Below are 12,113 nucleotides of genomic sequence, written 5' to 3'. Positions count from 1 at the left end.
TATCATGGAATTTGAAGAAAAAACGATTATCCGGAAGGAAATCTACCAAGGTCCTATTTTTAAGCTAGTGCAAGATCAGGTGGAACTACCAGAAGGGAAGGGAACTGCCCAACGTGATCTGATTTTTCACAATGGAGGCGTATGTGTTCTAGCTGTAACAGCTGAGGACAAAATCGTCCTTGTTAAGCAATACAGAAAAGCTATTGAAGCTATCTCTTATGAAATTCCTGCTGGTAAACTGGAAATTGGTGAAAATGCAGATCCCATGTCGGCGGCCCTTCGTGAATTGGAGGAGGAGGTTGCCTATACGGGTAAGTTAGAGCTTCTATATGATTTCTACTCTGCTATTGGTTTTTGTAACGAAAAATTAAAACTCTACCTCGCAAGAGATTTAACTAAGGTAGAAAATCCTCGTCCGCAAGATGATGATGAAACCTTGGAAGTTCTAGAGGTCAGCCTTGAAGAAGCAAAAAACTTAATTCAGTCTGGCTATATCTGTGATGCCAAGACGATTATGGCAATCCAGTACTGGGAATTGCAAAAGAAATAGAGGAGTAGCCCATGGGAAAACCTTTGTTAACAGATGAAATAATCGAACGTGCCAATCGTGGGGAGAAAATCTCTGGGCCACCTCTTCAAGATGACGAGGAAACTAAAATTTTATCAACTTCTTCACAAAACTTTGGTTATTCACGTTCTAGAGACTATAATTCTATTCAAGATACTTTAACAATCGAAGTAGAGCCAACGATTCATAAGAGCCGTCGCATTGAGAATACCAAGAGAAATGTTTTTAACTCGAAATTAAACAGAATCTTATTTACAGTCATCCTACTCTTGATTTTACTTGTGTTGGCGATGAAACTTTTGTAATAGAAAAGGAAATAAAATGAAAATTGGAATCATTGCAGCAATGCCAGAAGAGCTCGTACACTTGACTCAGAATTTAGATCGAGCACAAGAAGTCCAAGTCCTCGGAAATACTTACTACACTGGCACTGTTGGCAAGACAGAAGTTGTTCTAGTTCAGAGTGGGATTGGAAAGGTCATGTCAGCTATGAGTGTAGCGGTGTTAGCTGACCATTTCCAAGTAGATGCCGTTATCAATACAGGATCGGCAGGTGCAGTTGCAGAAGGTATTGCCGTTGGAGATGTAGTGATTGCGGATAAGTTGGCTTACCATGATGTGGATGTAACTGCTTTTGGCTATGCTTATGGTCAGATGGCTGGTCAACCTCTTTACTTTGAATCCGATAAGAACTTTATCGCTAGGATTAAAGAAAACTTATCTCAGTTAGAACAGACCTGGCACCTAGGCTTGATTGCTACAGGAGACAGTTTTATAGCTGGGGAGGATAAGATTGCTAGTATCAAATCCCACTTTCCAGATGTTTTAGCCGTTGAGATGGAAGGGACAGCGATTGCACAGGCAGCTCAGGCTCTTGGCCTACCTTTCTTAGTCATTCGTGCCATGAGCGACAATGCCAATCACGAAGCTTCTATCTCTTTTGATGAGTTTATCATTGAAGCTGGACGTCGTTCTGCCCAAGTTTTACTGGCCTTTTTAAAGGCTATGGATTAAGCGGAAATTTGACAGTTTATCTAGCTTATGATAAGATTTAAGTAAAGAAAAGCTAGAAAACGTTTCAGAGGATATTATGAGTATTGAAATGACCGTCAGTGAGATTGCAGAGGTCCTAGGACTTTCTCGTCAAGCAATCAACAATCGTGTCAAAGAACTTCCAGAAGAGGACACGAAAAAAAATGACAAAGGTGTAACTGTAGTTACTCGAAGTGGCTTGATTAAGCTAGAAGAAATCTACAAAAAAACGATTTTTGAAGATGAACCAGTCAGTGATGATGTCAAACAACGTGAACTTATGGAAATCTTGGTCGATGAGAAAAACGCTGAAATTCTTCGATTGTACGAGCAACTTAAGGCTAAAGACCAGCAGTTAGCAGAAAAGGATGAACAGATGCGTGTTAAAGATCGACAGATTGCTGAAAAGGACAAACAATTGGACCAACAGCAACAATTAACTCTTCAAGCCATGAAGGATCAAGAAAGTTTGAAACTAGAGTTGGACCAAGCAAAAGAAGAAGTTCAAGCTACCAAAAAAGGCTTTTTTGCTCGCTTATTTGGAGGAAAATAAAGAAGCTGTTTGGGTTATTTACTAACCTGATAGCTTCTTTTATTATTTATGGTTTAAATCGAGTCGGAACTGAGGTAAAAGATGGAAAAATTAAGAGATTATATTGCCTTTGATTTAGAGTTCAATCAATACGAAGGGGCTACCCATTTAATTCAAGTATCAGCAGTTCGCTTTCAAAATGGTCAAGAAATAGGTGCCTTTGATTCTTATGTTCATACTACAGCGCCTTTGAAGAGTTTTATCAATGGTTTGACTGGAATCACAGCTGAAACCTTGAAAGATGCGCCAATGGTGGAACAAGTTTTAAGAGATTTTCAGACCTTTGCTGGTAATTTACCTATGGTTGGTTACAATGCGTCCAAGAGTGATATGCCTATTCTCTTGGAGCACGGTATCGATTATCGTGACCAGTATAAGGTTGATCTATATGATGAAGCTTTTGAACGGCGTAGTTCTGACCTACACGGGATAGCTAATCTTAAATTACAAACTGTCGCGAATTTTTTAGGTTTTCACGGGAAGTCTCATAACAGTTTAGAGGATGCCCGCATGACGGCGCGTGTTTACGAAGCCTTTTTAGAATCGGATGAAGGAAAGCTATTAATAGAAGACCAGAGTAGTTTTTCTCTGAATAATCCTTTCGGTGGCTTAGATTTATCTCAATTTTTAGACTAGGAGTGCCTATGAAACCTGAAAAACCTAAAAAGCTAGGTTTTAGGAAGATATACTATAACCTAGATAAAATACTATTTCTATTTTTCTTGATTTTCATGATGGTAGAGTTTGTTTGGTTGCCATTGAATTCATGGATAGCTGGCATACTTCTAAGACAAACAGGTTACTTGTTTATCTCCTACAATAACTTTTGGGCGATTATACAAGGCTCGCCTTTTGTCAGTTTAGCCTTTCTCATTTTAATAGCGATCAATCTTTTAGTGGCTTATTTTCAAATCTGTCTTTTGTTCATTGGGGCGCGTCACCTTCTCTATCATGAAAAGAGAACCTTGATTGAATATAGTCGAAAAGTCTTTCACCAGAGCTTTCTATTTGTCAAACGATTGAGCTTTTGTAAGATGGCCTTTGTCTTCTTTTATGTAGCTCTACTTTTTCCTTTTATTAGGAAAATTTTAAAAATCTACTATCTCAATAAGATTATTATCCCTGATTTTATCGTTACATACCTAGAAGATAAGAACTGGCTGGTAGGGCTGTTGATCATAGCATCCGCTTGGATCTTTCTCTACATTTCTGTTCGCTTCATGTTTGCCCTTCCTAAGATACTCTTTGAAAGAAAGACAGTAAGAGAAAGTGTGAAATATAGTCTGCTAAAGACAAAAAAACACGTTCTCTTCTATGCTTGGAACTTGCTACTCATTATCATTAAAACCTATCTCTTCTTCTTTGTCTTGTTAATTCCCTTGCTCTTTGCTCAGGCGGTAATGGATAACTTTACTCAAAAAGAATCCTTGATTCTTGGTGTGATTAATTTTATCTTGATTAAAAACCTCCATTACATGACTCTGACTTATTTCCTAGTGAAGTTTGTTTCCTTCCTGACGGGAGAAGAGTTGGAGATCATGCCAAGGCGAAAAAAAGATCATCTGATGAGATGGGGTGTCATGGGGTGTGCAAGTATCTTCTTTGCTTTAGAAGGTTACATCTATTTGGAGTCTCCGGATACCAATACACCTTTAGTGATTTCGCACAGAGGAGTAAGTAATAAAAATGGTGTTCAAAATACTGTGCAGTCTTTGGAAAAAACAGCTCAACTAAAACCAGATCTCATTGAAATGGATGTTCAGGAAACGAAAGACGGTCAGTTCGTGATGATGCACGATGCTAACCTTAAATCGCTAGCAAGAATTAATGCTACACCGCAAGACTTAACTCTGGATGAATTAACAAATACAGATATTTACGAGAATGGTTATCAAACAAAGATTTCAAGTTTTGATGCCTATTTAGAGCGAGCAAATGCTTTAAACCAAAAATTGTTGATTGAGATTAAAACCAGTAAAAAAGATAGCCCACAAATGATGGACCATTTCCTTGAAAAGTATGGAACGACGATCAAGAAATATGGCCACCAGATGCAGTCACTAGACTATCATGTGATTGATAAGGTCTTGGCTTACGATCCTGAAATTCCAGTGTACTTCATTCTGCCATATAATAGTGTGTTTCCGAGAACCAAGGCGACTGGTTATACCATGGAATATTCAACTTTGGATGAATACTTTGTCAATAAACTTTGGACAACAGATCAGAAACTATATGTTTGGACTGTGAATAGTTCTGAGTCCTTTGATAAGGCAGTCAGACTTGGAGCAGATGGCATGATAACGGATGATCTTGAAATGGTCCAGTCACAAGTCACAATGGCTCAAGATGATCCGGAATACACGGAATTACTCTTAAAGAAAGCAATGGAATTCTTTGATTTCTAAGAAAAAAAGAGAAACAGATGTTTCTCTTTTTTTGTGGATTAGAAAGGCAATTTTCCAGCGAAAGCACCGAGTTTCTTCTTAGTCGTTTCATCAATTTGTTCAAGTGCAGCGTTAATCGCTTGAACAGTCATGTCAGAAAGGGTTTCAAGATCTTCTGGATCTACAACTGCTGGGTTAAAGTCAATGCTGACCACTTTCTTATCACCAGTTAGAGTTGCTTGGACAAGGTCTTGAGCTGATTTTCCAACAAATTCCATGGCAGCGAGTTCTGCTTGACTTTGTTCCATTTGTTTTTGAAGTTTTTGTGCTTGGCGCATCATGTTCTGCATGTTCATCATAGCGGTTTATAGTTTCCTTTTTCTATTATTTTCTTTTTTATTTTACCAATTTTAGGAGCAAAAGTCTAACAATAGTTTAAAACATCGTAGAGATTGCTTTCTTAAATTTACAAAAATGGATGCCACAATTTTCCTAGCTTTTCTTTGTATTTCTAAAAATATGTTTAAGTTTTCTTTAAGGTTTCTATTATATTCTAAAGAACTATATATTAACCGAACGTTGAATGAGGGGTATAGAGAATAACCTAAATTTATTTCTTAATTTATTATAATTTTTCAGACTTTGTTGAATATTGTTCATTTTTCATCCTAAATAATGAGCCGATTCACATGGTGGTTCTTTATCTTTTCTTCATGATAGGCATATATTGTGATATAATAGATAGTAATGAGTTTTTTAGAATAAACTAAAGGAGAATATAAATGATCTATGCAGGAATCCTAGCCGGAGGAACTGGCACACGCATGGGAATCAGTAATTTACCAAAACAATTCTTGGAGTTGGGTGATCGACCTATTTTGATCCACACAATCGAAAAATTTGTTTTGGAACCAAGTATTGAAAAAATTGTAGTTGGAGTTCATGGAGACTGGGTGTCACACGCTGAGGACCTAGTTGACAAGTATCTTTCTCTTCACAAGGATCGCATCATCATTACCAAGGGTGGTGCTGATCGCAATACCAGTATTGAGAAGATTATAGAAGCCATTGATGCCTATCGTCCAATTACTCCAGAAGATATCGTGATTACGCACGATTCTGTTCGTCCCTTTATCACACTTCGCATGATCCAAGACAATATCAAGCTAGCTCAAAATCATGATGCAGTTGATACAGTAGTAGAAGCAGTTGATACCATTGTTGAAAGCACCAATGGTCAGTTTATCACGGATATTCCAAACCGTGCTCACCTCTATCAAGGTCAGACACCTCAAACCTTCCGCTGCAAGGATTTCATGGATTTGTATGGTTCCCTATCTGATCAAGAAAAGGAAATCCTAACGGATGCATGTAAGATTTTTGTTATCAAAGGGAAGGATGTTGCCTTAGCCAAAGGTGAGTATTCAAACCTTAAAATTACAACTGTAACAGACTTGAAAATCGCGAAAAGCATGATTGAGAAAGACTAAGGCTATGATTAATCAAATTTATCAACTGACAAAACCAAAGTTTATCAATGTAAAATACCAAGAAGAGGACATTGATCAGGAAAATCATATCCTTATTCGCCCGAATTATATGGCAGTTTGCCATGCAGATCAACGTTACTATCAAGGAAAACGCGATCCAAAGATATTGGCTAAAAAGTTTCCTATGGCTATGATACATGAGTCTTGTGGAACTGTTATTTCAGATCCGACTGGGACTTATGAAGTCGGTCAAAAGGTGGTCATGATTCCAAATCAACCGCCTATGCAGAGTGACAAGGAGTTCTACGAGAACTACATGACAGGAACCTACTTCCTATCTAGTGGCTATGATGGCTTTATGAGAGAGTTTGTTTCTCTTCCGAAAGATCGTGTTGTGTCTTATAATGACATCGAGGACACAGTTGCCGCCATTACCGAGTTTGTGAGTGTCGGTATGCATGCCATGGATCGATTCCTACTTCTTGCTCATAGCAAGCGAGAGCGCATCGCAGTTATCGGAGATGGTAGTTTGGCCTTTGTGGTTGCAAATATTATCAATTATACCTTGCCAGAAGCAGAGATTATCGTCATTGGTCGCCATTGGGAAAAGCTGGAGCTCTTCTCTTTTGCAAAAGAGTGCTACATTACGGATAATATCCCAGAGGATTTGACCTTTGATCATGGATTTGAGTGTTGTGGTGGCGATGGTACAGGTCCAGCTATCAATGACTTGATTCGTTATATTCGTCCACAGGGAACGATTCTCATGATGGGAGTAAGCGAGTACAAGGTTAATATCAATACACGAGATGCTTTGGAAAAAGGATTGTTATTAGTAGGCTCATCTCGCTCAGGACGCGTCGATTTTGAGAAGGCCATTCAAATGATGGAAGTTAAAAAGTTTGCGAATCGTCTGAAGAATATCCTTTATGTTGAAGAACCCGTGAGAGAAATCAAGGACATTCACCGTGTCTTTGCTACAGACCTTAATACTGCTTTTAAAACGGTATTTAAGTGGGAAGTGTAGAAGATGGAGGTTATTTGTGGAGAAACTCATCAAAGAAAAAATTTCTTCTTTACTATCTGATGAAGAGGAAGTACTCAGTGTTGAACAGCTGGGAGGCATGACCAACCAAAACTATTTGGTCAAAACAACCAACAAACAGTATATTGTGAAATTTTTTGGTAAAGGGACTGAAAAACTCATCAATCGTCAAAATGAAAAGTACAATCTTGAGCTTTTAGAGGATTTAGATTTAGATGTCAAAAATTACCTCTTTGATATTGAGTCAGGGATTAAAGTAAATGAATACATCGAATCGGCAGTAACTCTTGATTCAACATCTATCAAGTCCAAGTTTGAAAAGATTGCACCAATTTTACAAACCATCCATGCTTCAGGGAAAGAATTAAGAGGAGAGTTTGCTCCTTTTGAGGAAATCAGAAAATATGAATCCTTGATTGAGGGATCTATCCCTTATGAAAACTATGAAGCTGTTAGAAAAGATGTGTTTTCACTCGAAAAGAGATTGGCTGATTTGGGTGTTGATAGAAAGTCCTGTCATATCGATTTGGTACCAGAAAACTTTATCGAGTCACCCCAAGGTCGTTTGTATTTGATTGACTGGGAATACTCTTCTATGAATGACCCGATGTGGGATTTGGCAGCTCTTTTCTTAGAGTCTGAATTTACAAAGCAAGAGGAAGATGATTTCCTTTCCTACTATGAAAGTGATAAAACGCCTGTATCACGTGAGAAGATTCGTATCTATAAAATCTTGCAAGATACTATCTGGAGTTTGTGGACAGTGTATAAAGAAGCTCAAGGAGCTGATTTTGGAGATTATGGTATCAACCGTTACCAAAGAGCTGTTGAAGGTTTGACTTATTATGGAGGTTAGGATGAAGAATAAAAATGGTGTTTCCTTTGGTCTGCTCTCTGGTATCTTCTGGGGATTAGGTCTAACGATTAGTGCTTATATCTTTTCAATTTTTACAAATCTTTCACCCTTTGTGGTGGCTGCTGCTCATGATTTCTTGAGTATCTTTATCTTGTTAGCTTTTCTTTTGGTAAAAGAAGGAAAAGTTCGCCTCTCGATTTTCTTAAATATTCGAAATGTAAGTGTAATTATCGGAGCTTTACTAGCAGGACCAATAGGTATGCAGGCCAATCTTTATGCGGTTAAATATATCGGTAGTTCTCTAGCTTCATCTGTATCGGCTATTTACCCAGCAGTTTCAGTTTTGCTCGCCTTCTTCATTTTGAAACACAAGGTTTCAAAGAATACAGTATTCGGTGTTTTCTTGATTATTGCAGCGATCATTGCACAAACCTACAAGGTTGAACAAGTAAACTCGTTTTACATTGGAATTCTTTGCGCCCTTATCTGTGCCATTGCCTGGGGGAGTGAAAGTGTTCTTAGTTCCTACGCCATGGAAAGTGACTTGAGTGAAATCGAAGCACTATTAATCCGCCAAGTAACCTCATTCTTGTCCTATCTTGTGATTGTGCTCTTTTCTCACCATTCATTTGCAGAAGTGGCAGATGGGCAATTACTAGGCCTCTTGATTGTCTTTGCAGCCTTTGATATGATTTCCTACTTAGCTTATTATATCGCTATTAATCGTTTGCAACCTGCGAAAGCGACAGGTTTGAATGTGAGCTATGTAGTTTGGACTGTCTTATTTGCAGCTATTTTCTTAGGTGCACCGCTAGATATGCTGACAATTATCACTTCACTTATTGTTATGGCTGGTGTTTATATTATTATTAAAGAATAAAGGAGATTCATGTGAAAGCGATTATTTTAGCAGCGGGATTAGGAACTCGTCTGCGCCCTATGACTGAAAATACCCCAAAAGCTTTGGTTAAGGTTAATCAAAAACCTTTGGTAGAATACCAAATCGAGTTTTTGAAAGAGAGAGGAATTGATGAGATTATCATCGTTGTCGGTTACCTCAAAGAACAATTTGACTACCTAAAAGAAAAATATGGTGTCCGTTTAGTCTTTAACGACAAGTATGCTGATTACAATAACTTTTACTCACTTTATCTAGTAAAAGAAGATTTGGCTAACAGCTACGTCATCGATGCAGATAACTATCTTTTCAAAAATATGTTTCGAAACGATCTTAAACGTTCTACCTATTTTAGCGTTTATCGTGAAGACTGTACGAACGAGTGGTTCTTGGTTTACGGTGGTGACTACAAGGTTAAAGATATTATTGTTGACAGCAAAGCTGGTCGCATTCTGAGCGGAGTTTCATTCTGGGATGCACCAACTGCTGAGAAGATTGTTGGCTTTATTGACAAAGCTTACGAAAGTGGTGAATTTGTTGATCTCTACTGGGACAATATGGTTAAGGATAATATCAAAGAATTGGATGTGTATGTTGAAGAATTAGAAGACAATAGCATTTATGAAATTGATAGTGTAAAAGATTACCATAAGTTAGAAGAGATTTTATCTACTATTGAGTAAGGAAAGAGAAGAAGGCTTGAGCCTTCTTTTTTTGTAGATTTTAAAACAGAAATGTTTGATATTGATTATATTCTTGAAACAAAACAAAAATTACAAAAAATGAACAAAATGAAACAAAAAATATTGACAACGATTTCATATAGTGTTATACTTATACCATAAAAGATAATTGAAAGAAGGGAAAAGGTTATGGGATTAGATCATTTCTTTGACAAAAACCTGGTGTTTTGCTTAGAAGCGGATAATCAAGAACAACTTTTTAATCAGGTGGCAACCTTATTGGAAGAACGAGAAATCGTTACTCAAACTTATCGTGAAGCCTTGATCGCGCGTGAGAAGTCATTTCCAACTGGTTTAGATATGGAATTTTTGGGGAAAGATTTACCAAATGTGGCTATTCCTCATACAGATATTGTTCATAATCTAGCTGAGAAAGTAGTGGTTGTTCGATTAGAAAAACCAGTAACTTTTCACAACATGATTGCTCCTGATAGAGAGGTTGAAGTTTCACTGCTCTTCTTTATCATTAACAACTCAAGTTCAAGTCAAACGAATATTCTGGCTCAGTTGATGGATTTCTTTACAGGGAAGGATCATCTAGAAGATTTATCAAAAATTTCTGAACCAGAAAAACTTTATGCTTATATTGCTGAAGCAACAGCTTAATCTTGTCTATTAAAATATAAAATCGGAGGAAATCCAAATGATTAAAATTCTTGCTGCCTGCGGTGCAGGTGTTAACTCAAGTCACCAAATTAAAAGTGCTCTAGAAGAAGAACTCTCAAATCGTGGTTATGACGTTCACTGTGATGCAGTCATGGTGAAAGATGTAAACGAAGACCTTATCAAGGGCTACGATATCTTTACTCCAATCGCTGCAACTGACCTTGGTTTTGAACCAGGAATTCCAGTAATTGAAGCTGGACCAATCTTGTTCCGTATTCCAGCGATGAGTGCTCCAGTATTTGACAATATTGAAGCAGCTATCAAAGAACATGGACTAAGCTAATTCATTCTTTATCTTGTTAACATTCATATAACTTAGAAAAACGGGAGGAACTATTATGGATGTCATTATCAATCTGGCCAACGATATCTTCAAACCTATCTTGGCTATGGGTGGCCCTATCATCATGCTGATCATTTTGACAGTATTGGCCCTACTTTTTGGAGTTAAATTCTCCAAAGCACTTGAAGGTGGTATCAAGCTTGCCATCGCCCTTACAGGTATCGGTGCCATCATCGGTATGCTCAACGGAGCTTTCTCAGCTTCACTTGCGAAATTCGTTGAAAATACTGGTATCCAATTGAACATCACCGACGTTGGTTGGGCACCACTTGCAACCATCACTTGGGGATCTGCTTGGACACTTTACTTCTTGCTTGTAATGTTGATTGTCAACGTTGTGATGCTTGCTATGAAGAAAACGGACACACTTGACGTCGATATCTTCGATATCTGGCACTTGTCAATCACTGGTCTTTTGATCAAATGGTATGCTGACAACAACGGTGTAAGCCAAGGGGTTTCACTCTTCATCGCGACAGCAGCAGTTGTACTTGTTGGTATTTTGAAGATTATCAACTCTGACTTGATGAAACCAACTTTCGACGACCTTCTTAACGCACCAAGTTCATCACCAATGACTTCGACTCACATGAACTACATGATGAACCCAGTTATCATGGTTTTGGATAAGATCTTTGATAAAGTATTACCTGGTCTTGATAAATACGACTTTGACGCTGCAAAATTGAATAAAAAAATCGGTTTCTGGGGATCTAAATTCTTCATCGGTTTCATCCTTGGTATTGTTATCGGTTTGATGGGAACTCCACATCCAGTTGCTGGAGTAGAAGAAGCAGCATCTTGGGAACTTGTTATTAAAGGTTGGTTGAGCCTTGGTTTGACTGCCGGTGTCTGTTTGGAGCTCTTCTCACTTATCGGATCATGGTTCATCGCAGCCGTAGAACCACTTTCACAAGGTATTACAAACGTTGCTACTAAACGTCTTCAAGGACGTAAATTTAACATCGGTCTTGACTGGCCTTTCATCGCTGGTCGTGCTGAAATCTGGGCTTGTGCCAACGTACTTGCTCCAATCATGCTAGTAGAAGCTGTACTTCTTTCTAAAGTCGGCAATGGTATCTTGCCACTTGCAGGTATCATCGCAATGGGTGTAACTCCAGCTCTCTTGGTAGTTACTCGTGGTAAATTGCTCCGTATGATCATCTTCGGAACTCTCTTGTTGCCACTCTTCCTTCTTTCAGGTACACTTATTGCACCATTTGCAACTGAGCTTGCTAAAGGTGTGGGTGCCTTCCCAGAAGGTGTGAGTCAAACTCAATTGATTACTCACTCAACTCTTGAAGGACCAATCGAAAAACTTCTTGGTTGGGCAATTGGTAATGCCACAACAGGTGATATTAAAGCAATCCTTGGCGCAGTAGTCTTCCTTGTATTCTATGTAGGTATCTTTGCTTGGTATAGAAAACAAATGATTAAACGTAATGAAGAATACGCAGCAAATGCTAAATAATTCGCTCCTATAAAATGTAAAT

The 12,113-nt window shown here is 38.2% G+C and carries 15 protein-coding genes; 14 read left to right on the top strand and 1 reads right to left on the bottom strand.

The window, feature by feature from the left end; translation table 11 throughout:
• Positions 1 to 4: 4 nt before the first annotated feature.
• The 6 genes from B7725_RS06735 to B7725_RS06710 all read left to right on the top strand — a co-directional run bounded on the left by B7725_RS06735 (position 5) and on the right by B7725_RS06710 (position 4,600).
• Positions 5 to 550 carry an NUDIX hydrolase gene (locus B7725_RS06735; RefSeq protein WP_084875290.1) on the top strand — a complete coding sequence of 182 codons (546 nt, stop codon included), beginning with the start codon at positions 5 to 7 and terminating at the stop codon, positions 548 to 550.
• Positions 551 to 561: 11 nt separating this feature from the next.
• The gene (gene macP, locus B7725_RS06730) at positions 562 to 873 is read left to right on the top strand and encodes a cell wall synthase accessory phosphoprotein MacP (RefSeq protein WP_000517856.1); all 312 of its coding nucleotides are present in this window, start codon (positions 562 to 564) and stop codon (positions 871 to 873) included.
• A gap of 16 nt (positions 874 to 889) precedes the next feature.
• The gene (locus tag B7725_RS06725) at positions 890 to 1,582 is read left to right on the top strand and encodes a 5'-methylthioadenosine/adenosylhomocysteine nucleosidase (protein WP_084875289.1); all 693 of its coding nucleotides are present in this window, start codon (positions 890 to 892) and stop codon (positions 1,580 to 1,582) included.
• 76 nt (positions 1,583 to 1,658) lie between these two features.
• Positions 1,659 to 2,153, top strand: coding sequence for a chromosome segregation protein RocS (rocS, locus tag B7725_RS06720; protein WP_000021249.1), 495 nt, complete (start codon positions 1,659 to 1,661; stop codon positions 2,151 to 2,153).
• Between the two features lie 81 nt (positions 2,154 to 2,234).
• Positions 2,235 to 2,828 carry a 3'-5' exonuclease gene (locus B7725_RS06715; RefSeq protein WP_084875286.1) on the top strand — a complete coding sequence of 198 codons (594 nt, stop codon included), beginning with the start codon at positions 2,235 to 2,237 and terminating at the stop codon, positions 2,826 to 2,828.
• Positions 2,829 to 2,836: 8 nt separating this feature from the next.
• On the top strand, positions 2,837 to 4,600 hold the full coding sequence (locus tag B7725_RS06710) for a glycerophosphoryl diester phosphodiesterase membrane domain-containing protein (RefSeq protein ID WP_084875284.1): 1,764 nt from the start codon (positions 2,837 to 2,839) through the stop codon (positions 4,598 to 4,600).
• Positions 4,601 to 4,638: 38 nt separating this feature from the next.
• On the opposite strand, the gene B7725_RS06705 is transcribed toward B7725_RS06710, so the two are convergent.
• Positions 4,639 to 4,938: a YbaB/EbfC family nucleoid-associated protein gene (locus B7725_RS06705; RefSeq protein ID WP_000981516.1), complete on the bottom strand. Its 300-nt coding sequence runs from the start codon at positions 4,936 to 4,938 to the stop codon at positions 4,639 to 4,641.
• Positions 4,939 to 5,361: 423 nt separating this feature from the next.
• Here B7725_RS06705 and B7725_RS06700 point away from each other — a divergent pair, with 423 nt between their 5' ends.
• The 8 genes from B7725_RS06700 to B7725_RS06665 all read left to right on the top strand — a co-directional run bounded on the left by B7725_RS06700 (position 5,362) and on the right by B7725_RS06665 (position 12,091).
• Entirely contained in the window at positions 5,362 to 6,069 is a 708-nt protein-coding gene (locus B7725_RS06700) for an IspD/TarI family cytidylyltransferase (RefSeq protein WP_000638514.1), read from the top strand.
• Positions 6,070 to 6,073: 4 nt separating this feature from the next.
• A complete protein-coding gene (locus B7725_RS06695) occupies positions 6,074 to 7,096 on the top strand; it encodes a ribitol-5-phosphate dehydrogenase (RefSeq protein WP_000609898.1) in 1,023 nt (340 codons plus the stop codon).
• A gap of 16 nt (positions 7,097 to 7,112) precedes the next feature.
• Positions 7,113 to 7,970, top strand: a complete 858-nt coding sequence (locus B7725_RS06690) for a phosphotransferase family protein (RefSeq protein WP_084875283.1) — start codon at positions 7,113 to 7,115, stop codon at positions 7,968 to 7,970.
• A gap of 1 nt (position 7,971) precedes the next feature.
• Complete coding sequence (locus B7725_RS06685; protein ID WP_084875281.1) at positions 7,972 to 8,850, top strand: DMT family transporter; 879 nt, start codon at positions 7,972 to 7,974, stop codon at positions 8,848 to 8,850.
• A gap of 11 nt (positions 8,851 to 8,861) precedes the next feature.
• Positions 8,862 to 9,551 carry a sugar phosphate nucleotidyltransferase gene (locus tag B7725_RS06680; RefSeq protein ID WP_084875279.1) on the top strand — a complete coding sequence of 230 codons (690 nt, stop codon included), beginning with the start codon at positions 8,862 to 8,864 and terminating at the stop codon, positions 9,549 to 9,551.
• Between the two features lie 189 nt (positions 9,552 to 9,740).
• On the top strand, positions 9,741 to 10,217 hold the full coding sequence (locus B7725_RS06675) for a PTS sugar transporter subunit IIA (protein WP_162279017.1): 477 nt from the start codon (positions 9,741 to 9,743) through the stop codon (positions 10,215 to 10,217).
• 37 nt (positions 10,218 to 10,254) lie between these two features.
• Entirely contained in the window at positions 10,255 to 10,560 is a 306-nt protein-coding gene (locus tag B7725_RS06670) for a PTS sugar transporter subunit IIB (protein ID WP_000590551.1), read from the top strand.
• A gap of 55 nt (positions 10,561 to 10,615) precedes the next feature.
• Positions 10,616 to 12,091 carry a PTS galactitol transporter subunit IIC gene (locus B7725_RS06665; protein ID WP_000382524.1) on the top strand — a complete coding sequence of 492 codons (1,476 nt, stop codon included), beginning with the start codon at positions 10,616 to 10,618 and terminating at the stop codon, positions 12,089 to 12,091.
• Positions 12,092 to 12,113: the final 22 nt, after the last annotated feature.

Source organism: Streptococcus oralis subsp. tigurinus (assembly GCF_002096275.1).
GTDB lineage: Bacteria > Bacillota > Bacilli > Lactobacillales > Streptococcaceae > Streptococcus > Streptococcus oralis_CN.
The sequence above is the reverse complement of the archived record's forward strand: the minus strand, read 5'-3'. Positions and strand labels throughout refer to the sequence as shown.

Bases quoted from the DNA above. Each gene is read 5' to 3' on its own strand.
- B7725_RS06665 (WP_000382524.1), top strand. From the start codon at position 10,616: ATGGATGTCATTATCAATCTGGCCAACGATATCTTCAAACCTATCTTG.
- B7725_RS06670 (WP_000590551.1), top strand. From the start codon at position 10,255: ATGATTAAAATTCTTGCTGCCTGCGGTGCAGGTGTTAACTCAAGTCAC.
- B7725_RS06695 (WP_000609898.1), top strand. From the start codon at position 6,074: ATGATTAATCAAATTTATCAACTGACAAAACCAAAGTTTATCAATGTA.
- B7725_RS06700 (WP_000638514.1), top strand. From the start codon at position 5,362: ATGATCTATGCAGGAATCCTAGCCGGAGGAACTGGCACACGCATGGGA.
- B7725_RS06710 (WP_084875284.1), top strand. From the start codon at position 2,837: ATGAAACCTGAAAAACCTAAAAAGCTAGGTTTTAGGAAGATATACTAT.
- B7725_RS06715 (WP_084875286.1), top strand. From the start codon at position 2,235: ATGGAAAAATTAAGAGATTATATTGCCTTTGATTTAGAGTTCAATCAA.
- B7725_RS06675 (WP_162279017.1), top strand. From the start codon at position 9,741: ATGGGATTAGATCATTTCTTTGACAAAAACCTGGTGTTTTGCTTAGAA.
- rocS (WP_000021249.1), top strand. From the start codon at position 1,659: ATGAGTATTGAAATGACCGTCAGTGAGATTGCAGAGGTCCTAGGACTT.
- B7725_RS06705 (WP_000981516.1), bottom strand. From the start codon at position 4,938: ATGATGAACATGCAGAACATGATGCGCCAAGCACAAAAACTTCAAAAA.
- B7725_RS06725 (WP_084875289.1), top strand. From the start codon at position 890: ATGAAAATTGGAATCATTGCAGCAATGCCAGAAGAGCTCGTACACTTG.
- B7725_RS06685 (WP_084875281.1), top strand. From the start codon at position 7,972: ATGAAGAATAAAAATGGTGTTTCCTTTGGTCTGCTCTCTGGTATCTTC.
- macP (WP_000517856.1), top strand. From the start codon at position 562: ATGGGAAAACCTTTGTTAACAGATGAAATAATCGAACGTGCCAATCGT.
- B7725_RS06735 (WP_084875290.1), top strand. From the start codon at position 5: ATGGAATTTGAAGAAAAAACGATTATCCGGAAGGAAATCTACCAAGGT.